Source organism: Arcicella gelida (genome assembly GCF_034931025.1).
Taxonomy (GTDB): domain Bacteria; phylum Bacteroidota; class Bacteroidia; order Cytophagales; family Spirosomataceae; genus Arcicella; species Arcicella gelida.
Window position 1 is genome coordinate 44,215 of record NZ_JAYGIL010000013.1, and the last position, 20,568, is coordinate 64,782.

The window sequence follows — 20,568 nt, forward strand, 5'->3', positions numbered from 1 at the left end:
AATGATAGATAAAGTTCATGAGCAAGTGATGGCTCAATACGGTGAACAACTACGAGTAAGAGTATGTGGTATTTGTGTTCAGGATGAAAAAATTTTAATGATAAAACACAAAGGAGTCGTTGAAAATGCAGATTTTTGGTGTCCGCCTGGAGGTGGTTTGCAGTTTGGCGAAAGTACAGTGGAAGCCATTAAAAGAGAGTTTTTAGAAGAAACATTTACAGAAATTTCTATCGAACATTTCATGTTTGTGAGCGAGTTTAACGAACCTCCGCTACATGCGATTGAATTATTTTTTAGAGTAAATCTTGAGAAAGGAAAAGTAAAAAAAGGATTTGACCCCGAATTGGAGCAACAGATTATCCAAGAAGTGAAGTGGATGAGTTTTGAGGAAATTAAAGCCAAACCAGCCAAAGAAGTACACAGGGCTTTTGGATTTTGTAATACTTTGGAGGAACTTTTGAATACAAAGGGAATGATTTAGAGCGGTTGGAAAGACAATTTTCTATTTGATGAATTTTAACAATTTAACCAATTAATTCATGAAAAAGCTATCCCTCGAATTCAAATGGGCAATCATTTTTGTTGCTATGTCTTTAGTATGGATGTTACTCGAAAAGCTTGCTGGCTTACACAGTACTCATATCGACAAACATGCTACTTACACAAACTTCATTGCCATTCCTGCCATCACGGTATATGTTTTTGCTTTGTTAGAGAAAAAGAACAAGTTTTATCATGGCTCTATGACTTATTTGCAAGGCTTTATTTCGGGTACAATTATCAGTGTAATCATTTCCATTTTGAGTCCATTAACGCAAATTATTACTACAGAAATCATCACTCCTGAATTTTTCCCCAATGCCATTAAGTATTCAGTAAGTGCTGGTTTGATGAAACAAGCCGAAGCTGAACAATATTTTAGTTTAGAGAATTATATCAAAGAAGGTTTAATTGGTGCATTATTGATGGGAATTATGACAACGGCTGTTGTAGCGATTTTTACCAGAGGAAAGAAATGATATTTGATGAGTTTATGGTTTAGGAGTAAAGTTGCGTTTTAGGTTTCTCTTGAAAAAATTAGTTTTCAATAATTCAATCACTAAATTCACTCAGATTTGAGTGGATTTAGGGATTATTTTCATTCTAACAATTCACAACAAAGCCCCATCTGACTTAATATCTCAACGATATGGTTTGAACAAAAGCTGTGACCTTGAACTCTTAAAATATTGTCGCAATCTTCAAGGTCAAAATTTATTTTGAGATGAGGATAAAAGCCCTTGAGTAAGTTTAATACTTCTTCCGATGTTTGCTTGTTGCTTACATTCGTTTTGAATATTTCTATTACCATTTCTGTCATCCTAGCCTATCAATTTTATTTATCTACTTGGTTCAACCAAGTTTTAATCACCGTCTTCAACGCTACTTCTTTGTTATTTACTTCTTCTAAATTCATAAATTTAGCAATCTTTCTGGCATCAGTAAATTTCCCTTCCAAAAATCCTGAAGTATCATTAATTGTTGCTCCCGTCGGGAAAACCAATAATACACAGTCATTTTTATGAAGATTAAACACAACAATATCCCTTTTGTATTCTTTGGGGTCAAAGGGTTTCATCGTTCCAGTATAATAGAAACTTGGTGAATTCCATTTGATTTGTTCTGCAATTTCTTCATCGGCAGAAAGCACAATTTTTCTTAATGCTTCAACAACATTCTTCAATGGATGATTAAGCACTTCAAAATATGCTAGTACTTGCTCTTCCTCGGAAAGTTTAGGTTTCTTTGCCATACTTGCTTAAAATTCTACCTGTGAATTCATTTCTTCACTGCTTTTTTAAGATTTTCTTCTACTCTGAAAGCAACAACTCTTTTAATAAATTCAAGAGGTAAAGGCTTATCAAGTGGAAATTGCACCGCTCCTTTTGAAAACTTATAATGAACCAATTCTTCTGGAAACGCTGTAAGACCTGATGGAGCTGGGTAAAAACCAATATGATTTTTATACGCCGCAAAATGCACCAAGTTTCCTTTTAAATAAAAAGTGGGCATCGCATAACTTATTTTCTCTGTAGCTTCAGGAACAGCGTTACTTATCGTCTCACGGATTTGCCTTAAAAGTACTTGCGTTTCTTCTGGAAAATCTGCAATGTATTCATCAATATTATTTACAACTTTCATTGCTAAGTATCAATAATTAAGATTGTGAGCTTTGTAATTTATGATAACTAAAATACGATACAAGCAATATTGTCATCACTAGCACTGGCATTAAAAGCATAGCGTTAAATCCATCTACTGCCCATAAGCTAATGGTTGCAAAAATAATATCGAATACAAAGCCAGCATAAGCCCATTCTTTAAGCGTTTTAGGAACTTGTGGTATTACTAACGCTAATGACCCCGCTATTTTAAAGATGTTCAAAGCCATTCCGAAATATTGAGGATAACCCAAATGTTTTGTACCTTCTTTTGCCATCTCCGTGTGGCCAGTCAAGGCTGGCATTACACCCATAAATAAGAAAATTAATGAAGTACTAATCCAAAAAGTAATTTTAGTCGTTTTCATGTTTATTAGTTTTAAGTTTATTTTTTTGGTAATGTAATAGCCATTGATTGCCAAACTTATCCGTTAAATCGCCAAATAAAGCTCCCCAAAAACTGAGTGCAATTGGATGTGTTTGTTTCCCTCCTTTTGAGAGTTTCTGATAACAATCTTCAATCTCTGTTTCACTTTCGCAATGCAATAATAATGAAATGGTGTTGCCTTTTATCAAACCTTCGTCGCCAAGCATATCGGTTCCCATAATTAGTAAGCCTTTTCTGCTTAAACTAGCATGAAGTACGCAAGCTTTCATTTGCTTGGGCATTTTATCGGCATCAGGATGTTCAGCAAGTGTTTGCATAGAAAGTATTCCTCCTAAACATTCCTGATAAAAGTGCATAGCTTCACGACAATTTCCGTTAAAATTCAAATATGCACTAATAGTTGACATCTAAGATAAGTAAGAGTTTTGAATTATGAGCGAATGTTACTACGATTTAAAACACTGATATAATCCAAGTTATGCGTTCGTTAATGTTTCAATATCTAGTTTTCTCATTTTCATGATTGCTTGCATTGCCCTTCCTCCTTTTTCAGAATCACTCATGAGTTTACCAATGATTGAAGGAACAACTTGCCATGATACTCCAAATTTATCTTTCAGCCAACCGCACATGCTTTCGGCTCCACCTTCTGTGAGTTTCTCCCAATAATGGTCTATTTCTGCCTGTGTTTCACAACTAATCATCAAAGAAACGCCTTCATTAAAAGTATATTCATGTACACCAGGGCCATCCATCGCAATTAAAGCTTGTTGACTCAACTGAAATTCTGAATACATTACTTTACCTGCATGGTCGCCGCCATCTGGATACAGAATCAGTAAATCTGTTGTTGAATCACCAAAAATGCTTGTATAATGTCTGATTGCCTCCTCTGCTTTACCAAACTGATTACTCGTGAATAACATCGATGGTCTGATTTTCTGTTCAGTTCCACCGTCGTTGGCGATACTGATTTGCCATGTTACACCAAATTTATCTTCTAACCAGCCGTATCTTTTACTCCAAGGATAAGTATCTATAGGCATTAAAAACTTTCCGCCTTCAATCAACTTATCCCATATTTCATTCACTTCTTCGAGCGTTCCACAAGTAACAAAAAATGAAATAGACGGATTAATCTTGAACATCGACCCACCATTTAGTCCCATGAATTTTGTTCCATTCAATTCAAAAGTGACTACCATCGGGTTTTCGGATGTGATTTTGCTACTTTTAAAAACAGTACTATAAAATGTTGCAGCTTCTTTGGCTTGCCCGTCAAACCATAAGCATGAAGTAATAGCGTTTGTGTGCATGATTATTAAATTGGATTAGTTTTGCTCTACGTACTTTTTGAAATTTTCAAGAATTGCTTGCCAACCATCTCTTTGTAGTTCAAGAGAATTCTGTTGCTCTGGGTCAAAGGTTTCTGTTACTTTTACTTCATTGACTGTTTGTTCAAATTGTACGCTTACTTCTCTGCCATCTTCCAAAATATATTCTACAATTGCCAAGTCTTCTATCTTGGTATAAATCCATTCAAAATCAAAAGAAAAGCTACCATCTTTAGCCGCCATAACGGTTTTACTTTTTCCACCTTCTCTGAAATCATTTTCAGCCGCAGGTGCATGCCAATCATCTGAAGCAAAACACCAGTGAATAATGTGCGTTGGGTCATTAAATTGCTCCCATACTTTTTTGAGCGAGGCATTTATCAAAACTTCTACGGTAATCTTGGTCTTTGTTACACTTTCCATAATGTTAGGTTTTTTAATGAATTATTGATGTTACAAATGTGCAAAAGCTTTTTTTAAATTAACGATGGAAAAACGACAAATGAAGGGTAATTTACGACAAAGTATTTTTCTATATTTGTACTATGAAAAAAGTGGCAATTCTAATTCCTGAGCATTCAACTATCCATGTGGTAGCTATATCACGTTTTATGTTTGAAACTGTTAATCAGTTCCTAATCAATTCGGGTAGAGAAAAACTGTTTGATGTTAAATTGGTCGGACAACAAAAGCAAATGCAAATCATTGATGGTCCTTTTGTGGTTTCTCCTGACTTACTTATCAATGAGGTTGATGATACCGATTTAATCATTATTCCACCAATGGCTGGCAATATGCAAGAAGGTATTTCGGCAAACAGAAGTACCATTGATTGGATTATTACCCAACATCAGAAAGGTTCGGAAGTAGCTTCGCTTTGTGTTGGGGCATTTTTGTTGGCATCAACAGGTTTGGTGAATGGTAAAAAGTGTTCAACACATTGGGGATTTAATGATGAATTTAGAACAATGTTTCCAGAAGTAATTTTACAAGATGGAAAGATTGTAACGGATGAAGATGGGATTTATTCAAGTGGTGGTGCTAATTCTTGTTGGAATTTATTACTATATCTCATCGAAAAATATGTTGACCGTGAAACGGCGATTCTTACTTCTAAGTATTTTGCCATTGATATTGACCGCACCAGCCAATCGTCGTTTGCGATGTTCAAAGGACAAAAAGAACATAAAGATGATGCCATCCGAAAAATCCAAGTATATATTGAAAGTAATATTGAAGAGAAATTTACGGTAGAAGACCTTGCCGAAAAAGTAGCTTTAGGCAGAAGGAGTTTTGAACGTAGATTCAAGTTAGCAACTAATAATTCGGTATTAGAATATATCCAAAGAGTAAAAATTGAAGCCGCCAAACGAAGCATTGAAAGTAGCCGAAAAAATATTAACGAAGTAATGTTTGATGTTGGTTATACCGACACGAAGGCTTTTAGAACTACTTTCAAAAAAATAACAGGACTTAGCCCTGTTGAATATAAAAATAAGTATAATAAAATTGCGACAGATTAAGCTTGAAATAGTTAGAAATCGTGATTGTCTCTCTAACTATTTCTTTTGCTTTGAAGCCTTATTAATGTTCGTTGGCATAGTTAACAATGTTGCGAATTACATCATCTAGTTCTTCTGTTGCTTGAAACAGTAAATCAATATAATGGTCTTTTTCTTCACTACTTATGTCTGAATCTGTCTTTAACAAATGGCAAATCCCTAAAATATTAGCCACTGGTTTTCTTACTCCGTGCGACTGTTGCCAAGCAATTGCTTTAAGACGATTCAATTGGTCAAGAATTTGTTTTTCATGTTTTACTCTTTGTGTAACATCCTGAATAATCGTTAACACATGGCGTTTATTGCCTAATTCAAAGCTATTTAAACTAACTTCAACAATGATTTCTGTCCCATCTTTTTTGATAGCTGGTGTAAATCTGTTTGCACCCATTTTATAAGGCACGGGGTTATTCAAATAGCTTTTTTGATAATGTACATGATTATCATGATACCTATCTGGAATCAACATTTTGATATTTTTATCCTTTAATTCTTCAAAAGTATATCCAAATACAGTTTCAACTTCAGGATTCGACAAAACAATATTCATGTTTTCATCCACGATAAGCATTGATGTTGGGGCTGCTTCAACAATACTCCTAAATTTTGATTCACTCTCTTTTAATGAAACTTCAGCTTTCTTTTTATCCGTAATATTCAGCGCAAAAAGCGAAATACCAAGTAAATCACCATTACGTTTATAAACAGGAAACATTCTCGACAAAAACCAATATTTTTCATTATTCCCATCTATCATGGTTACCTCTACTTCATAATTATTGCCTTTGATGGCATTGGCAAAAGAAGTGAAAAATGTTTCGGATTGTTCTTCGTAAATAAAGTCTCTGAAATCAGCACCAATCTTTAGTTCTTTATTGGTATTAGTAAAAATCCTATCCCTAGCAGGTTTATTGAATTGCAAAATTTTATAATCAACACTTAGGAGTAAAATAGATTCGGTATTGTTTTCAATAATTGCCTGAAAAGTCTCTACCATGTTTTCTAATTCCAACTCCATTCTTTTCTTCTCATCAATATTTTTAGCTATTAAAGTAACACCTAAAAAACTACCTTCAGCATTATAAGCAGGATTCATCGTGAATTCTACCCATATTGAACCTTGAGGGGATTTAGTTTCGTTTTGAATAACAACTTTCTTTCCTTTAGAAGCCTTTTCAAAATTAGTTAAATACAAATCCTTGTGAGCATCCAGCACATAATCTCTATAGTCATGCCCAATCACAATTTCTTTATTCAAATAATTCAATAATACTTTTTTAATTACTTTATTAAAGGCCAATACTTTATGTTCAGGCGATATTAAAACAATGCCTTCAGGAGAATTGTCTAATATCACTTTCAATGCCTCAGCTATATACAAAGATTGTTCATATCTATCCATAACTACATAATTAAAATCAAGACCAAAACCATTATTAAAACTAATCCAAATGGTTAAATACTCCAAATTAAATTGTAATTCTTTATTTTTTTCGATTAAGTGGAAGATAAATTTATTCAATACTCTTCTATTACCATTGGTAAGTGTACTCAACGAATAAGCATCATTTTAATGCCCTCAAAAAAAAGATTCAAGATTTAAACCTTGTTGCCAAAGTCTAAATCTTGAATCTTTAAATTTTAAATGACAAGTTTTAAATCTTACATCTTGCCTCTTGTATCTTTCGTCTTCAAGTCCTAAAGTCTCAAAATCCTAAAGTCCTCAGTCTAATTACAATAATCACGAATAGCGGCATAAGCTGCGGTAAAACCTAATTCACCAGCTTTACTTAAATCATTACAACCGTCTGTATCTCCCAAAGAATGGCGAATGATTCCTCTTACATAATAAGCTTCTGAGTATTTCGGGTTCAAAGTGATGGCATTATTACAGTCTTGAATCGCACCTCTTTGGTCGCCCATCTGAGATTTCACCATGCCACGAGTAAAATAAGCCTCAGAATAAGTAGGATTTAATGCAATTGCCTTGTTATAATCTTCAATAGCAGCTTTGGTATCTCCAGATTTTGCTTTCGCTAAACCTCGGTTATAATATACTTCCGAACGCTGTGCTGTGATTTCAGACATTTTCAAACGTTCTTGCACATTATTACGAAGTTCATCTAAAATCACTTTAGTAATCGCTCCTGTATAAACTATTTTAGTATTTTCGGTACTTCCGATGGCGATTGCTTTGTTATAATCTTCAATGGCACTCTTTGTATTACCTAATCTACTTTTTGCAAATCCACGACCATAGTAAGCACTTGCACTTTCAGGATCTTGAGTAAGCGCTTGGTCGAAATCAGCTAAAGCACCTTGAAAATCTTCTAATTGACATTTACTAAAACCTCTGTAATACAAAGATTCAGCATCTTCTGGCACTAATTCTAATGATTTACTATAATCGGCAATAGCACCTTTATAGTCGTTCATCTTCATTTTACTGTAAGCTCTTCCAGAATATGAACTAGCTCTTTTCGGACTAATTTCAATAGCTCTGTTGAAATCTTCTAAGCTTCCTTTATAGTCTTCTAATTTTTGTTTAATCGTTCCACGAGATGAAAGTCCTTGGGCATTATCTGGTGTTAAATCAAGGGTTTTATTGAAATCAGAAAGCGCACCTTTGTAGTTTTCTAACTTAGCTTTACTGATACCACGGATAAAATAAGCATTGGCATCAACAGGATTCAAATCAATACTTCTGTTATAATCTTGGAGCGCTCCTTTGTGGTCATCTTGTCTAGCTTTACTTTGCCCTCTTCCGCTATAAGCTTCTGCATATTTAGGATTCAGTTCAATGGCTTTATCGAAATCATTGATGGCACCACGGTTATCTTTTAAATTGGCTTTGGTTACACCACGGTCATAATAAGCAACAGCATCATCTGGCTTAATAGCAATTGCTTGTGAAAAATAGCTTTGTGCCATCGCATGGTTACCAAGACGACTTTGAGTAACGCCCAAATCCATTAATTCTTGGAAAGTCTGCCCTTGAGAGAAACTAACATGACTGATAAGCAAAAAAACTAGGGATGAAAATAGTAAACTCTTTTTCATAAGTAAAATTGATAAATGCTATTTGATATTAAATAAAAGGGTGATTTAAGTACGCAATATTACAAATTTAACGGTATGTTTTTAAAGCATATTGCCAATTCCTTCAAATTTGTTACTTATCGCCAATTATTCATACCAAAGCAATGTGTAGATTTTAAAACAATCGTCCGATTCCAAAAGTAATCACAAACAAGAGCGTAGTTAACGCCATTACTTTCAAGAAAGGGTCTATTTGGGCAGGGGTTTTTCCTCTAGCTACTCCTTTACAGATTCTAATCAGCAATGGAAGCGTCACGATGAAAAGCCAGTTTAACCAAATTAAATTGAAGTTTTGGTCGCCAGTGCCTACATTAAGATGAAGGTCAGGATTTTTATAACTTAAGTTGATATTAAATTCTGAGCTTTCTTTCATTGTAACAATTACTGTATAAATTACGGTACATAAAAAACCAGTACCTAACAAAAACCAATGATAAATTACGGCTTTAGCTTTCCCTAAACGAACAGGGATGGAGTTTTTCCCCGTTTTTGTGTCTGATTCGATATCACGAATATTATTGATATTCAATACTCCTACCGCAAATAAACCACATGAAGTTGCTGGCAAAACATTGAGCCAATCAAATTCATGGGCAAACAAATAATAAGTACCCAATACACCAACCCAACCAAAGAAAATCAACACAGAAATATCGCCCAAACCCATGTAACCATAAGGTCTTTTCCCAACAGTATAAGTAATGGAAGCAATAATGGCAAGGATTCCTAAGCCAAAGAAAGTAAGTATCGCTTGCGTAGAAGTATCTTTCAGTCCTTCATAAATCAACAAAGAACCTGTAATAAAAGATAAAACAGACATGATAATCATCGCTCTAGTCATTTGCTCACGAGTAATTGCTCCTGTCTGAACGGCACGAGTAGCAACAGTTCTTTCAACAGTATCAACACCGCTGACAGTATCGCCATAATCATTAGCGAAATTAGAAAGTACTTGCAAGAAAATGGTTGTAAGAACAGCTAAAGTGAAGGTAGTCCAAGAAAAAGCATGCGCACCCGCAGCTAAGAAACTTCCCATGAAAATACTTGAAAGGGCAAGAGGTAAGGTACGAGGTCTGGCAGCAGAAATCCAGTGTTTCATAATGGTTATAAATAATGATTTCGGATTAGATTGTTGAAACAATCCAATCCGAAATCCACAATCAAATTAAATTACAATTTAATAGCCTCTAAAAACTCTGGACTATCAGGTTTTACTTTTGAAGCAAAGAAATGTGTCAATTCTCCTTTTTCGTTGATTACATATTTACAAAAGTTCCAAGATGGTTCTTTATCGTTCCAACCGTTCAATGATTTAGTAGTTAACCATTGGTACAAAGGACATTTCCCATCACCTTTCACTACTACTTTAGAAAACATTGGAAAAGAAACGCCGTAATTTTTCTTGCAAAAAGTAGAGATTTCTTCATCAGAACCTGGTTCTTGTCCACCAAATTCGTTGGCTGGAAAACCTAATACTACTACTTTGTCTTTATTTGCTAGATAGAATTTTTCCCAATCTGCATATTGTGGTGTAAATCCACATTTAGAAGCAGTGTTCAATATAATTACTTTCTTGCCTTTATAAATCGACAAATCTACATTTTTGCCTTCTAAAGATTTCACTTTGAAATCATAAAGACCTTGTTTTGCTGGAGCTTCCATTGTTTCTGGGCGGCTTGCGATGTCATTCTGAGTAAATGGGATAGCCAAAGCACCCAACAAAGAACCAATTTTTAATAAGTTGAATAACATAATGATTGTGAAGATTAAGATGAAAGATAAAATGATTTTCTTTTTCATGAAATGGCAAATGCTACATTCTGCTTGGAACATTTATTCCTAATAACGCCATTGCCTTCTTAATTGTTTCTCCAACCACACTCGAAAATGCAATTCTAAATTGCTGTGCATCCAAATCGGTCTCATTAAAGATACTTACTTCGTTATAAAAACGATTATAAGCCTTCGCCAAGTCGTAAGCATATTGGGCAATTAAAGACGGAGAAAGCTCTCTACCAGCATCAGCTAACTTTTTCGGGTATTCGCTCAATAAATATATTACTTCTTGTTCAGATTCATGCAGGGTTTTGTAATTACTTGCTACGCCAATAATTCCTTGTTCATGGGCTTTTCTTAAAATTGAACAAATACGAGCATGAGTATATTGAATGAACGGACCAGTGTTTCCTTGGAAATCTATTGATTCTTCTGGATTGAACAGCATTCTTTTCTTCGGGTCAACTTTTAGTAAGAAGTATTTCAAAGCACCCATTGCCAAAGTATGATACAATTCTTCTGCTTCTTCTTTTGAGAAACCATCAATTTTACCCAATTCTAAAGTACGTTCACGTGCGGTGTCAGTCATTTCTTGCATTAAATCGTCTGCATCAACAACTGTTCCTTCACGAGATTTCATTTTTCCAGAAGGTAAATCAACCATTCCGTAACTTAAATGATAAGTACCGTCTGCGTAAGGGCGACCCAATTTTTTCAGAATTTTGAACAATACTTCAAAGTGATAATCTTGCTCGTTTCCAACTACATACACCGATTTCGACATTTTGAAATCATTGTATTTCAAATCTGCAGTACCAATATCTTGGGTAATATATACCGAAGTACCGTCTTTACGAAGTACCAATTTTTGGTCTAATCCTTCGTCAGTTAAATCAATCCAAACAGAAGTATCTTCTTTTTGAAAGAAAACACCAGATTTCAAACCTTCTTCAACAGACTTTTTACCCAATAAATAAGTATTTGATTCACGATAGATTTTATCAAAACTTACGCCCATTTTTTGGTAAGTCTGATTGAAACCTGCAAAAACCCAATCATTCATTTTGTTCCAAAGTGCCAACGTTTCGGCGTCGCCTTCTTCCCATTTCAAAAGCATTTCTTGGGCTTCTTGAAGAATTTTAGAATTATTTTTAATAATCTCTTTTATTTTATCTTCAAGTTCATCTATTTCTTCTTCAATTAATAAGACTGGCTTCAGGAGTAAATGCAATGTTTTACTACTATTCGAATCTTGTAAATTTTTAGTTATTGATTTGAATTTAATATTACCATCTATTGCTGATTCAACTTTAATCTCGATAGCAGTACCAAATTCAGAAATTGAGTCATAATCTAATTGATTTATGGCAGAATTTAATTTTACTGTTTCTATATTTTGAATTTTATCCAAATATGTTTTAATCTCAAATTTTTCTGTTTCACTAAAACCAGTCAAATCATTGTGATCCAAAATCTTGAGAAAATGTTTGTTTATTTCCTCTTTTAATTCTTTATCAAATTTAACGTAGTAATTTCCAACTAATTTATCGCCTTTCAATCCTGAAGATTCAGGCGTTTCTCCATTGCCAAATTTTTGATAAGCCAACATCGACTTACAAATATGGATTCCTCGGTCGTTTACTAAATTGGCTTTTACTACTTCGTAACCATTTGCCGCTAAAATCTGAGCGACTGAAAAGCCTAAGAAATTATTACGTAAATGTCCTAAGTGCAAAGGTTTGTTAGTATTTGGCGAAGAATACTCCACCATTACAGTTTCCTTTTTATCAGCTAATTGTCCAAACTTTTTATCTTTAAAAATTCCACTGAACATATCAAGCCAAGCAGCATCAGCAATAGAAATATTTAAAAATCCTTGCACAACATTAAAAGCTTTGACCACGCCAGAATTAGCCACCAAGTAATTTCCGATAGCATTTCCCAACTCAACTGGCGATTTACGTAAAGCCTTTACATAAGGAAAAACCACAAAAGTGAAAGAACCTTCAAAATCTTTACGAGTAGGTTGAAGGGCAATATTAGATTCTTCTACGTCAAATTCAGCTTTCAAAGCTGCTGCGATGTGTTCTTGTAATATTTTTTCTAAATTCATTAAATTTTTTTTTTATACTGACTATCTGTCCTCAAATCATAAAATTTGATGGATTAGATAAGTGTTTCTATTTTTTATAAACTTCTTTTCTATTTTAAAATTCGTTCAAAAACCAATGAAGCATCATCTGTTGTTTCATTTTTACGAGATTTTGCGTCTAAGGCATCTAAAAAATCTTCTACTTCTTCCCTATGTATTTTAAGGTCAATAACCACCGCTGTTTTTAAACCTTTTTTCATTCGTCAAATAATTAATTCCTTTCATCTCTTTCCTTTTTTGAAGTGGAATAAATAAAATCAAATTCTATTCATATAATTTTCTACAAAGTTAGCCAATTTTATCTTGAGTAAACATCGGATTTTGTAACTTGTTATTCTAAATGTATTCAAGCTATGAAGTATTTACTAACTAAACTTTCGTTGTTGTTGAGGTTAAGAACAATTCATCGTTTTACTTCAATACATCAAAAAATTGCTTTCACAGGATTTCTATCCTTTTTGTTACTTTCCCAAAACATTTTTGCACAACTTAATCAAGTTGCTTCTATTGAAATTCCTAAGAATAATAAAACGGAAGAAACAATGACGGTTTTGCCATTAGAAAATGATGGCTTGCTGTTGACGCTCGAAAAAAATGGCATGTACAATCGTGATGGAATGCAATGGACATTCCAAAAGTACAATACCGACTTTCATTTATCATGGACTACCAATTTTTCAATGGCTTATGAATATGAGCTTCAAATGAGTTTCCAGAACAAAGATTACTTGTTTTGGCTTTTTAGTATTCCAGAAACTCCCAAAATCAATATTGTTAGAATTGATTTAACCAGAGGAGAAATTGATGAATTTAAAGGCGAATTGCCAAGTATTATTGATTTTTCTTTCTTTAAAGTACTAAGCAATACTGCTTTTTTGGGTGGAGTTTATTTCGATAAACCCATCGTTGCCTCTTTTTCATTTTTCAATCAAAAAGCGAAAGTACTCCACGGTTTGTACGATGACCGACTGGAAATTAATGCGTTGGAAATTGATGAAAAAAGAAATGAATTGAACGTTATCGTCAAAGAGCGAAGAAAAGGAAAATGTGGTTTGTTGATTCAAACTTACTCTTATGAAGGCAAATCGTTACGAACCATTCATGTGCCAGATAAAGAAGGAAACAGTTTGAGTTTCATCAGTGGAAAAATGTTGACTTTGAATGAAAAAGAATCGCTACTTGTGGGTAATTTTTCCAATAACTGTAATGAATTTTCAAAAGGTTTGTACCTTACTCGTTTGGAAGAAGGACTCGAAAAAAATACTAACATCATTAAATTCGCTGATTTGAAAAACTTTTTCAGTTTTATGTCGCCCAAGAAACAAGAAAGGCTAAAAGAAAAAATTGAACAAAAAAAGAAAGAAGGGAAAGACCCAAATTTTAGCTATAAATTACTGGTTCACAACTTAATAGAAACTAAAAATGGTGCAGTTTTAGTCGCTGAAATTTATTATACTTTGCCCAAAAACTACAATAATTTCAATACTGTAACTCGAACAAGGTTCAAGAATTATGAAAACAAAGACGATTATCGTTTTACGCACGCTGTCATTTGTGAATTTGATAAAGAAGGAAATCTTTTATGGGACAACGCTTTGGTGATGGATAATTTAGAAAGTGCTGAATTGGTAGAACAAGTACAAATTTCTAGTTTACAAGACCATTATTTGATGGCTTATTTCAAAAAAGGCAAAGTACAAATGCAACAAATCAGGAAAAATGAAGTACTAGGAGAAATTGAAACTTTTGAAATAAAAAGCGATAGTACACAAAAAGCCGATGAAGATGCCAATGTTGCTGCTTGGTACAATCAGCATTTTCTGGTTTGGGGAAAAAGAAAATTAGAAGGCAATAGCCGTTTAGATGAATTACCAAGAGAAGTATTTTACCTTCGGAAGCTCCATTACGTTCCACAAAAAGAGACAAAAAGTCAATAAGCGAAAAGACAGAAATTACAATCATTCTAGTTAAGAAGGCAGAGCGAAGCTTTTTTCATACCTTTGCAAAAAAAATTAAACATGTACCACGACGCTCTTCAACATTTACGCAAAGGAGATACACTTCTTTACCCTTCTGATACTATTTGGGGTTTAGGATGTGATTCCCGCAACGGAAAAGCCGTTGAAAAACTTTACCAGCTTAAACAAAGACCTGAAAGTAAGGCTTTTATCATCTTGATTTCTAAAATCGAACAACTTTCAGAATACGTAACTGAAGTACCTGAAATTGCTTGGAATTTGGTAGAATTTGCCGAAAAACCCTTAACGGTGATTTATCCACTAGGAAAAAATCTTGCACCCAACTTATTGGGCGAAGACGGTTCAATTGCGATTCGTTTGGTGAAGGATGAATTTTGTAAAGGTTTGGTTTACAAATTTGAACGTGCTATTGTTTCTACTTCGGCAAACCTTTCGGGCGAACCTTCTCCACAAAAATTTGAAGATATTTCTCCAAAAATTATCGAAAATGTTGACTTCATTTTAAAAAATCCCAAAGGCGAAAATAAAAATATTCAGCCTTCACAAATTGTGAAATTAGGATTGGGCGGAGATTTTAAATTCATCAGAAAATAAATTACTTAATGATGATGCAGTAGGCTATAAGCTTTAGGCAAAAATATTTGTTTAAAAAAAATGATAAATTGTTTTATGCTCGTTACATACAGCTTAAAGCCTATAGCCTAAAGCACTTAATATAATACAAAAGGTAATTTGTAAGCGGTTTAAATTTAAATGTTGTAAAATCAAAAATCACACATTCATTAAATCGCTCAATTACTTATCAATATGAATTTCGCAGAAACTTTACATACAAATCCAATTTTTAAAATTGTGGCAGATGCCGCAAAAACCTTAAATGTACCTGCTTATGTAGTAGGTGGATTTGTGCGTGACCTTATTTTGAATCGCCCTTCCAAAGATATTGACATCGTTTGTGTAGGTTCGGGCATTGAATTAGCTGAATTAGTTGCCAAAAACTCTGGCAGAGAAGATACTTATCTTTCTGTTTTCAAGAATTTCGGAACGGCAATGATAAAATTAGATGATTGGGAAGTAGAATTTGTAGGTGCAAGAAGAGAATCTTACCAACGTGATTCACGTAAACCCATTGTAGAAGACGGCACTTTGGAAGATGACCAAAATCGTAGAGATTTCACCATAAATGCAATGGCGATTTCTTTGAACGACAATAATTTTGGTGAACTCATCGACCCTTTCGATGGCTTGGCTGACATTCGTAGAAAAATTATCAAAACTCCTTTAGAACCAAGTATTACTTTTTCGGACGACCCGCTCAGAATGATGCGAGCGATTCGTTTTGCCACACAGCTCAATTTTGATATTCATCCTGATACTTTTGATGCCCTCATCAAAGAAAAGGAACGTATTGATATTATTTCGAAAGAACGAATTACCGACGAATTGAATAAAATCATTTTGGCAAAAAAGCCCTCTTATGGCTTCCTGTTGCTGGATTCTTGTGGTTTATTAGAAAAAATTTTTCCAGAATTCGTCAAACTCAAAGGCGTAGAAACCGAAGAAGGCAAAGGACACAAAGATAATTTTTACCATACGCTACAAGTATTAGACAACGCTTCTACTAAAACCGATGATTTATGGATTCGTTGGGCTGCCATTCTTCACGACATCGCCAAACCTGCTACCAAACGTTTTGATAAAAAACGAGGTTGGACTTTCCACGGACATGAGGAAATGGGAGCAAAATGGGTAAAAGGAATTTTTACAGAAATGCGTTTGCCTTTGAACGAAAAAATGCGTTTTGTGAAAAAGTTGGTGCGTTTACACTTACGTCCAATTGCCCTTTCGAAAGAAGCCATTACAGATTCAGCACTCAGACGTTTACTCTACGAAGCAGGCGAAGATTTAGAAGGCTTGATGATACTTTGCCGGGCAGATATTACTTCTAAAAACGGCGAAAAAGTAAAAAAATACCTCCGCAATTTCGACATCGTTGAACAGAAATTAAAAGAAGTAGAAGAAAGCGATAAATTACGTCAATTTCAGCCAGTGGTGACAGGTGAAATCATCATGGATTTATTCGGAATTAAACCATCCAAAGAAGTAGGCTTGATAAAAGTAGCTGTTCGTGAAGCCATTTTAGAAGGACAAATCGAAAATACTTTAGAATCAGGCATCCCTTTTGTATTGGCAGAAGGAGCTAAGTTGGGTTTGGTGGCGGTTGAAAAATAGCCATCAAACCCAAATTCATCACAAGCAAAGACACCTTTTCTACACGAAGTTTATATATTGTTGAAAAAAAATATCAACAATGAACCACAACGATTCTCGACGCAAATTTCTCCAAACTTCTGCTTTGGCTGGAACAGCACTACTGATTCCTGATGCTCTTTGGGCAAGTAAAGCTTCTCAAAAAAATATTGGACTACAATTATATTCTGTCCGTGACGACATGAAGAAAGACCCTTTGGCTACGCTGAAAGCGGTTGCCGAAATGGGCTATAAAAATGTAGAACACGCCAATTATATCAACCACAAATTTTATGGCTACGAACCAAAAGAATTCCGTAAAATCATTGATGATTTGGGGCTTGCCATGCGAAGCGGACACGTGGTAATGAAAGGTGAAGACTGGGATGCTACGAAGCAAGATTTTACAGATTCTTGGAAACAAACCGTAGAAGATGCCGCCATTCTCGGACAAAAATATTTAATCAGTCCGTGGTTGGATATTAGTCTTCGTAGAAACTTTGAAGATTGTAAACGCTTTATGGATGTATTCAACAAAGCTGGTGAACTTTCTTTGAAATCTGGTGTGAAATTTGGTTATCATAACCATGATTTTGAATTTAGTCTTCGTCTGACGAGCGTAAAAGTTTATGACATTATTATGCAATACACTGACCCAAAATTGGTTTGTCAGCAATTAGATATTGGTAATATGTATGGTGGAGGCGGTCGCCCGATGGAATTATTGAAACAATATCCCGGTCGTTTTGAATTGATGCACGTAAAAGACGAAGTAAAAGGCGAAAAAGAACCTTGGGAAAGCTCAATGCTTGGCAAAGGAATTATGAACGTTGCCGAAGTATTAAAAGAAGCAGCTAAAACCGCAGGAACAACCGAGTATATCATCGAACAAGAATCTTATCAAGGACATACTCCACTGGAATCTATGAAATATGATTTAGAGTGGATTAAGAAAGTAAAGTTTTAAATAGAGTTCATGAGTTAAAAGTTTATGAGGCAAAACTGTATTTGTTTTCTCATAAACTTTTAACTCATAAGCTTATAAACCTTATTATTTTTTTCCTCTAACAGCCCGAGCAATGGCTACCCATTTTTCTTCTGAAACTTCGTTTAAATCTGAAAATTCTCCTGCTCCCATTAGCCATTCTCCGCCGTCAATTGTAATTACTTCACCGTTGATATATGACGAAAATTCTGACATTAGGTAAGCTGCCAAATTCGCTAATTCTTGATGTTCACCTACTCTCTTTAATGGAATTCTGTTTTCTGGTGCTAATTTATTCGCCAACTCCTCTCCCATCGCTTCTGCTGGGAAAAGACGCTCCCAAGCTCCTTGTGTTGGAAATGGACCGGGTGCGATGGCATTGAAACGGATGCCGTACTTCGCTCCCCACTCTACTGCCAAAGAGCGTGTCAGAGCCAAAACCCCTGCTTTTGCCGTTGCTGAAGGCACAACATAAGCCGAACCTGTCCAAGCATAAGTAGTCACGATTGACATTACTGTTCCCTTTATTTTTTGCTCAATCCAATATTTCCCAAGGGCTAAACTAAAATTATAAGAGCCTTTCAGCACAATATCAACAACAATATCAAAAGCTTTGTGTGATAGTTTCTCTGTTGGGCTAATAAAATTGCCAGCGGCATTATTTACCAAGCCATGAACTGCCCCAAAATGCTCGACAGAAGCTTTTAGCACATTTTCTACTTCTTCATAATTCCGTGCATCGCAGGCGATTGCCAATACTTTCCCTCCTGTTTCGTCCATGAGTTCCGCAGCAGTTTCGTCCAAAACTGCCTTTTTTCTTGAAGCAATCACAACATTAGCTCCTAGCTCTAAAAAATATTTTGACATCGAACGCCCCAAACCGGTTCCTCCACCTGTCACAATAATTGTTTTTCCTCGCAAGGCTCCATCCCTTAGCATTGGTTCATTAAAATTCATAATCTAAAATTTATACAATTTCAAGATAAAATATAATGCAATATGAATTAAATAAAATTATTATGCAAGCATACCTTTGTCGATTTTATTGAACAAAGAAAAATCCTCATAAAGCATCAGAAAGAATACTTTACAAGGATTTTAAAACCTAGAATGAAGGTTTAGGAAAATTATTTTCCAGCAACTAAAGTTACATCTAAATTGAAAACGTCATCAATAGCTTTGTCACCGATTGATTCGAAGAATTTCTTAGAACCGTACTTCACGTTGAAATCTGTTCTGTCAACTGGAATAGAAGCCGTTGCAGTAGTTTTTCCACCAGCAACAGTAATTTTTGCAGGGAAAGTGATTGATTTTGTGATGCCGTGTAAAGTTAAATCTCCTGTGATGTTTGCACCAGCTACTTTAGTGATTTTGAAAGTAGAAGTTGGGAATTTTTCTACTTCGAAGAAATCACCAGTTGTGATGTGACCGATGAATTTTTTGTTGTATTCTGCATCAGTGATGTCAGTACAAACGATTGATTTCATGTCAATTATAAAGCTACCACCAGTTACTTTGTTTCCTGAAGTTACTAATGAACCTGAAGAAATAGCAATTGTACCTTCATGCTGACCTGTTACTTTTTTAGCTAACCAGTGAATTTTACTTCCTTTAGTATCAACTGCTAAAGTTGTTGCTTTTTTTCCTGTGTTTGGAGTACCTGCAACTGCTACGTTTACAAACAAAGCTGCTGCTAAAACGCTAAGAATAGATTTGATAGATTTCATTACTTGATTTTATTTATTATTATTTATTAAAATTATTGTTGTTCTGATTCGGGTGGCGATTGTCTTAATTTATCCAACAAATCGCTTAATTGTAAAGCTTCACTTTCTGTTAAACCATAAAGTTGTTGCTCCCATTGTTTTTGTAATACATCAAGTTCAGCTAATAAGTCTAAACCTTTTTGAGTAATCAAAATATCAACAGCACGGCGGTCGTTCGGGCATTCACGTCTTAGCACCATTTCTTTTAACAAAAGCTTATCCACTAATCTTGAAGCATTAGACATTTTATCCAACATTCTTTCAATAATTCCTATTACAGTAATAGGCTCTGGATGATGCCCTCTTAAAATTCTAAGAACGTTGTATTGCTGAAGTGTTAAATCATAAGGTTTTAAAACTTCCATTTGCAAAGTAGCCAACCAATTGTTTGTATAGACAATATTGACCATCGCTTTCGAATGGGCTGATTTAAAGCTTGCTTGTTTTATGTCTTTTTCGATGCTCATAATTTTATTACGATACAAATTTAATGTAAAAACATTTAATGTCAATACATTTAATTGTTAATTTTTTGTTAATAAAAACAACACGCTGATTATCAAATACTTAAAATCGTTTACTTACAGAATCTCTCATCTTATTCAGTAAATTATGAAGTATTTTAATCTCTTCCTTCGTCAATCTTGAGTAATTTGCTTCCCATAAAGCTACTTTTTTGTTTAGTTCATCTACTAATAATAACCCTTTAGGAGTAATGGCAACGTTCATTGAACGCTTATCTATCTTTGAACGAACTTTCACAACAAGTTTTTTTTCGATTAATTTATCTACCAAACGAGAAGCATTAGACATTTTATCTAACATTCTTTCAAGAATGAAATTGACCGAAACTGTATCAGGATGACTTTCACAAAGGATTTTTAACACGAAATATTGTTTATCCGAGAGATTATAGGGCTTTAAAAGTTGGGTATAGTGGTTCAATAACCAACTATCAGTGTACATCAAATTGACCGCAACTTTTTGATAAACATTCTTAAAGGACTTCTGCTTAATGTCTTTTTCAATGGACATAATCTAATCGTTTACTTAGGTTAAACTTTATACTAATTTAA

At 34.5% G+C, this 20,568-nt stretch carries 23 protein-coding genes; 7 read left to right on the forward strand and 16 right to left on the reverse strand.

The window, feature by feature from the left end:
- Position 1 precedes the first annotated feature (1 nt).
- Positions 2 to 481: an NUDIX hydrolase gene (locus tag VB776_RS12095; RefSeq protein ID WP_323329349.1), complete on the forward strand. Its 480-nt coding sequence runs from the start codon at positions 2 to 4 to the stop codon at positions 479 to 481.
- A 58-nt stretch (positions 482 to 539) separates the two neighbouring features.
- Positions 540 to 1,019: a DUF4199 domain-containing protein gene (locus VB776_RS12100; protein WP_323329351.1), complete on the forward strand. Its 480-nt coding sequence runs from the start codon at positions 540 to 542 to the stop codon at positions 1,017 to 1,019.
- Between the two features lie 356 nt (positions 1,020 to 1,375).
- On the opposite strand, the gene VB776_RS12105 is transcribed toward VB776_RS12100, so the two are convergent.
- The 6 genes from VB776_RS12105 to VB776_RS12130 all read right to left on the reverse strand — a co-directional run bounded on the left by VB776_RS12105 (position 1,376) and on the right by VB776_RS12130 (position 4,346).
- On the reverse strand, positions 1,376 to 1,792 hold the full coding sequence (locus VB776_RS12105; protein ID WP_323329353.1) for a DUF1801 domain-containing protein: 417 nt from the start codon (positions 1,790 to 1,792) through the stop codon (positions 1,376 to 1,378).
- A gap of 26 nt (positions 1,793 to 1,818) precedes the next feature.
- Complete coding sequence (locus VB776_RS12110; RefSeq protein WP_323329355.1) at positions 1,819 to 2,181, reverse strand: iron chaperone; 363 nt, start codon at positions 2,179 to 2,181, stop codon at positions 1,819 to 1,821.
- 16 nt (positions 2,182 to 2,197) lie between these two features.
- Positions 2,198 to 2,569, reverse strand: coding sequence for a DoxX family protein (locus tag VB776_RS12115; RefSeq protein ID WP_323329956.1), 372 nt, complete (start codon positions 2,567 to 2,569; stop codon positions 2,198 to 2,200).
- Positions 2,556 to 2,996 carry a VOC family protein gene (locus VB776_RS12120; protein WP_323329958.1) on the reverse strand — a complete coding sequence of 147 codons (441 nt, stop codon included), beginning with the start codon at positions 2,994 to 2,996 and terminating at the stop codon, positions 2,556 to 2,558. Before VB776_RS12120 ends, VB776_RS12115 begins: the two co-directional genes overlap by 14 nt.
- Before the next feature lie 69 nt (positions 2,997 to 3,065).
- Positions 3,066 to 3,905: a VOC family protein gene (locus VB776_RS12125; RefSeq protein WP_323329960.1), complete on the reverse strand. Its 840-nt coding sequence runs from the start codon at positions 3,903 to 3,905 to the stop codon at positions 3,066 to 3,068.
- A gap of 15 nt (positions 3,906 to 3,920) precedes the next feature.
- A complete protein-coding gene (locus VB776_RS12130; protein WP_323329962.1) occupies positions 3,921 to 4,346 on the reverse strand; it encodes an SRPBCC domain-containing protein in 426 nt (141 codons plus the stop codon).
- A gap of 122 nt (positions 4,347 to 4,468) precedes the next feature.
- On the opposite strand from VB776_RS12130, the gene VB776_RS12135 reads away from it, so the two are divergent.
- Entirely contained in the window at positions 4,469 to 5,446 is a 978-nt protein-coding gene (locus tag VB776_RS12135; RefSeq protein WP_323329964.1) for a GlxA family transcriptional regulator, read from the forward strand.
- Positions 5,447 to 5,507: 61 nt separating this feature from the next.
- Here the strand turns inward: VB776_RS12135 and VB776_RS12140 are convergent, their stop codons facing one another.
- From VB776_RS12140 to VB776_RS12165, 6 genes are all read right to left on the reverse strand, one after another.
- Positions 5,508 to 7,040, reverse strand: a complete 1,533-nt coding sequence (locus tag VB776_RS12140) for a PAS domain S-box protein (protein WP_323329966.1) — start codon at positions 7,038 to 7,040, stop codon at positions 5,508 to 5,510.
- A 173-nt stretch (positions 7,041 to 7,213) separates the two neighbouring features.
- Positions 7,214 to 8,545, reverse strand: a complete 1,332-nt coding sequence (locus VB776_RS12145) for a tetratricopeptide repeat protein (protein ID WP_323329968.1) — start codon at positions 8,543 to 8,545, stop codon at positions 7,214 to 7,216.
- Between the two features lie 154 nt (positions 8,546 to 8,699).
- On the reverse strand, positions 8,700 to 9,683 hold the full coding sequence (locus tag VB776_RS12150) for a 1,4-dihydroxy-2-naphthoate polyprenyltransferase (RefSeq protein WP_323329970.1): 984 nt from the start codon (positions 9,681 to 9,683) through the stop codon (positions 8,700 to 8,702).
- Between the two features lie 71 nt (positions 9,684 to 9,754).
- Positions 9,755 to 10,336: a glutathione peroxidase gene (locus tag VB776_RS12155; protein WP_323329972.1), complete on the reverse strand. Its 582-nt coding sequence runs from the start codon at positions 10,334 to 10,336 to the stop codon at positions 9,755 to 9,757.
- Between the two features lie 61 nt (positions 10,337 to 10,397).
- Positions 10,398 to 12,473, reverse strand: coding sequence for an arginine--tRNA ligase (argS, locus tag VB776_RS12160; RefSeq protein WP_323329974.1), 2,076 nt, complete (start codon positions 12,471 to 12,473; stop codon positions 10,398 to 10,400).
- Between the two features lie 89 nt (positions 12,474 to 12,562).
- Complete coding sequence (locus VB776_RS12165) at positions 12,563 to 12,712, reverse strand: hypothetical protein (protein ID WP_323329976.1); 150 nt, start codon at positions 12,710 to 12,712, stop codon at positions 12,563 to 12,565.
- A gap of 153 nt (positions 12,713 to 12,865) precedes the next feature.
- Between VB776_RS12165 and VB776_RS12170 the strand changes: the two genes are divergently transcribed.
- The 4 genes from VB776_RS12170 to VB776_RS12185 all read left to right on the forward strand — a co-directional run bounded on the left by VB776_RS12170 (position 12,866) and on the right by VB776_RS12185 (position 17,708).
- Positions 12,866 to 14,449, forward strand: a complete 1,584-nt coding sequence (locus VB776_RS12170) for a hypothetical protein (RefSeq protein WP_323329978.1) — start codon at positions 12,866 to 12,868, stop codon at positions 14,447 to 14,449.
- A gap of 81 nt (positions 14,450 to 14,530) precedes the next feature.
- On the forward strand, positions 14,531 to 15,085 hold the full coding sequence (locus VB776_RS12175; RefSeq protein ID WP_323329979.1) for an L-threonylcarbamoyladenylate synthase: 555 nt from the start codon (positions 14,531 to 14,533) through the stop codon (positions 15,083 to 15,085).
- Between the two features lie 213 nt (positions 15,086 to 15,298).
- Positions 15,299 to 16,723 (forward strand): CCA tRNA nucleotidyltransferase, encoded by a 1,425-nt coding sequence (locus VB776_RS12180; RefSeq protein WP_323329981.1) that lies wholly within the window; start codon positions 15,299 to 15,301, stop codon positions 16,721 to 16,723.
- Between the two features lie 79 nt (positions 16,724 to 16,802).
- Positions 16,803 to 17,708 (forward strand): sugar phosphate isomerase/epimerase family protein, encoded by a 906-nt coding sequence (locus VB776_RS12185; RefSeq protein WP_323329983.1) that lies wholly within the window; start codon positions 16,803 to 16,805, stop codon positions 17,706 to 17,708.
- A gap of 84 nt (positions 17,709 to 17,792) precedes the next feature.
- On the opposite strand, the gene VB776_RS12190 is transcribed toward VB776_RS12185, so the two are convergent.
- The 4 genes from VB776_RS12190 to VB776_RS12205 all read right to left on the reverse strand — a co-directional run bounded on the left by VB776_RS12190 (position 17,793) and on the right by VB776_RS12205 (position 20,527).
- Positions 17,793 to 18,683, reverse strand: coding sequence for an SDR family oxidoreductase (locus VB776_RS12190; RefSeq protein ID WP_323329985.1), 891 nt, complete (start codon positions 18,681 to 18,683; stop codon positions 17,793 to 17,795).
- A 170-nt stretch (positions 18,684 to 18,853) separates the two neighbouring features.
- Positions 18,854 to 19,453: a YceI family protein gene (locus VB776_RS12195; RefSeq protein WP_323329987.1), complete on the reverse strand. Its 600-nt coding sequence runs from the start codon at positions 19,451 to 19,453 to the stop codon at positions 18,854 to 18,856.
- A gap of 32 nt (positions 19,454 to 19,485) precedes the next feature.
- Positions 19,486 to 19,959: a MarR family winged helix-turn-helix transcriptional regulator gene (locus VB776_RS12200; RefSeq protein WP_323329989.1), complete on the reverse strand. Its 474-nt coding sequence runs from the start codon at positions 19,957 to 19,959 to the stop codon at positions 19,486 to 19,488.
- A gap of 100 nt (positions 19,960 to 20,059) precedes the next feature.
- Positions 20,060 to 20,527 carry a MarR family winged helix-turn-helix transcriptional regulator gene (locus tag VB776_RS12205; protein WP_323329991.1) on the reverse strand — a complete coding sequence of 156 codons (468 nt, stop codon included), beginning with the start codon at positions 20,525 to 20,527 and terminating at the stop codon, positions 20,060 to 20,062.
- Positions 20,528 to 20,568 lie beyond the last annotated feature (41 nt).

Bases quoted from the DNA above. Each gene is read 5' to 3' on its own strand.
- VB776_RS12095 (WP_323329349.1), top strand. From the start codon at position 2: ATGATAGATAAAGTTCATGAGCAAGTGATGGCTCAATACGGTGAACAA.
- VB776_RS12100 (WP_323329351.1), top strand. From the start codon at position 540: ATGAAAAAGCTATCCCTCGAATTCAAATGGGCAATCATTTTTGTTGCT.
- VB776_RS12105 (WP_323329353.1), bottom strand. From the start codon at position 1,792: ATGGCAAAGAAACCTAAACTTTCCGAGGAAGAGCAAGTACTAGCATAT.
- VB776_RS12110 (WP_323329355.1), bottom strand. From the start codon at position 2,181: ATGAAAGTTGTAAATAATATTGATGAATACATTGCAGATTTTCCAGAA.
- VB776_RS12115 (WP_323329956.1), bottom strand. From the start codon at position 2,569: ATGAAAACGACTAAAATTACTTTTTGGATTAGTACTTCATTAATTTTC.
- VB776_RS12120 (WP_323329958.1), bottom strand. From the start codon at position 2,996: ATGTCAACTATTAGTGCATATTTGAATTTTAACGGAAATTGTCGTGAA.
- VB776_RS12125 (WP_323329960.1), bottom strand. From the start codon at position 3,905: ATGCACACAAACGCTATTACTTCATGCTTATGGTTTGACGGGCAAGCC.
- VB776_RS12130 (WP_323329962.1), bottom strand. From the start codon at position 4,346: ATGGAAAGTGTAACAAAGACCAAGATTACCGTAGAAGTTTTGATAAAT.
- VB776_RS12135 (WP_323329964.1), top strand. From the start codon at position 4,469: ATGAAAAAAGTGGCAATTCTAATTCCTGAGCATTCAACTATCCATGTG.
- VB776_RS12145 (WP_323329968.1), bottom strand. From the start codon at position 8,545: ATGAAAAAGAGTTTACTATTTTCATCCCTAGTTTTTTTGCTTATCAGT.
- VB776_RS12150 (WP_323329970.1), bottom strand. From the start codon at position 9,683: ATGAAACACTGGATTTCTGCTGCCAGACCTCGTACCTTACCTCTTGCC.
- VB776_RS12155 (WP_323329972.1), bottom strand. From the start codon at position 10,336: ATGTTATTCAACTTATTAAAAATTGGTTCTTTGTTGGGTGCTTTGGCT.
- argS (WP_323329974.1), bottom strand. From the start codon at position 12,473: ATGAATTTAGAAAAAATATTACAAGAACACATCGCAGCAGCTTTGAAA.
- VB776_RS12165 (WP_323329976.1), bottom strand. From the start codon at position 12,712: ATGAAAAAAGGTTTAAAAACAGCGGTGGTTATTGACCTTAAAATACAT.
- VB776_RS12170 (WP_323329978.1), top strand. From the start codon at position 12,866: ATGAAGTATTTACTAACTAAACTTTCGTTGTTGTTGAGGTTAAGAACA.
- VB776_RS12175 (WP_323329979.1), top strand. From the start codon at position 14,531: ATGTACCACGACGCTCTTCAACATTTACGCAAAGGAGATACACTTCTT.
- VB776_RS12180 (WP_323329981.1), top strand. From the start codon at position 15,299: ATGAATTTCGCAGAAACTTTACATACAAATCCAATTTTTAAAATTGTG.
- VB776_RS12185 (WP_323329983.1), top strand. From the start codon at position 16,803: ATGAACCACAACGATTCTCGACGCAAATTTCTCCAAACTTCTGCTTTG.
- VB776_RS12190 (WP_323329985.1), bottom strand. From the start codon at position 18,683: ATGAATTTTAATGAACCAATGCTAAGGGATGGAGCCTTGCGAGGAAAA.
- VB776_RS12195 (WP_323329987.1), bottom strand. From the start codon at position 19,453: ATGAAATCTATCAAATCTATTCTTAGCGTTTTAGCAGCAGCTTTGTTT.
- VB776_RS12200 (WP_323329989.1), bottom strand. From the start codon at position 19,959: ATGAGCATCGAAAAAGACATAAAACAAGCAAGCTTTAAATCAGCCCAT.
- VB776_RS12205 (WP_323329991.1), bottom strand. From the start codon at position 20,527: ATGTCCATTGAAAAAGACATTAAGCAGAAGTCCTTTAAGAATGTTTAT.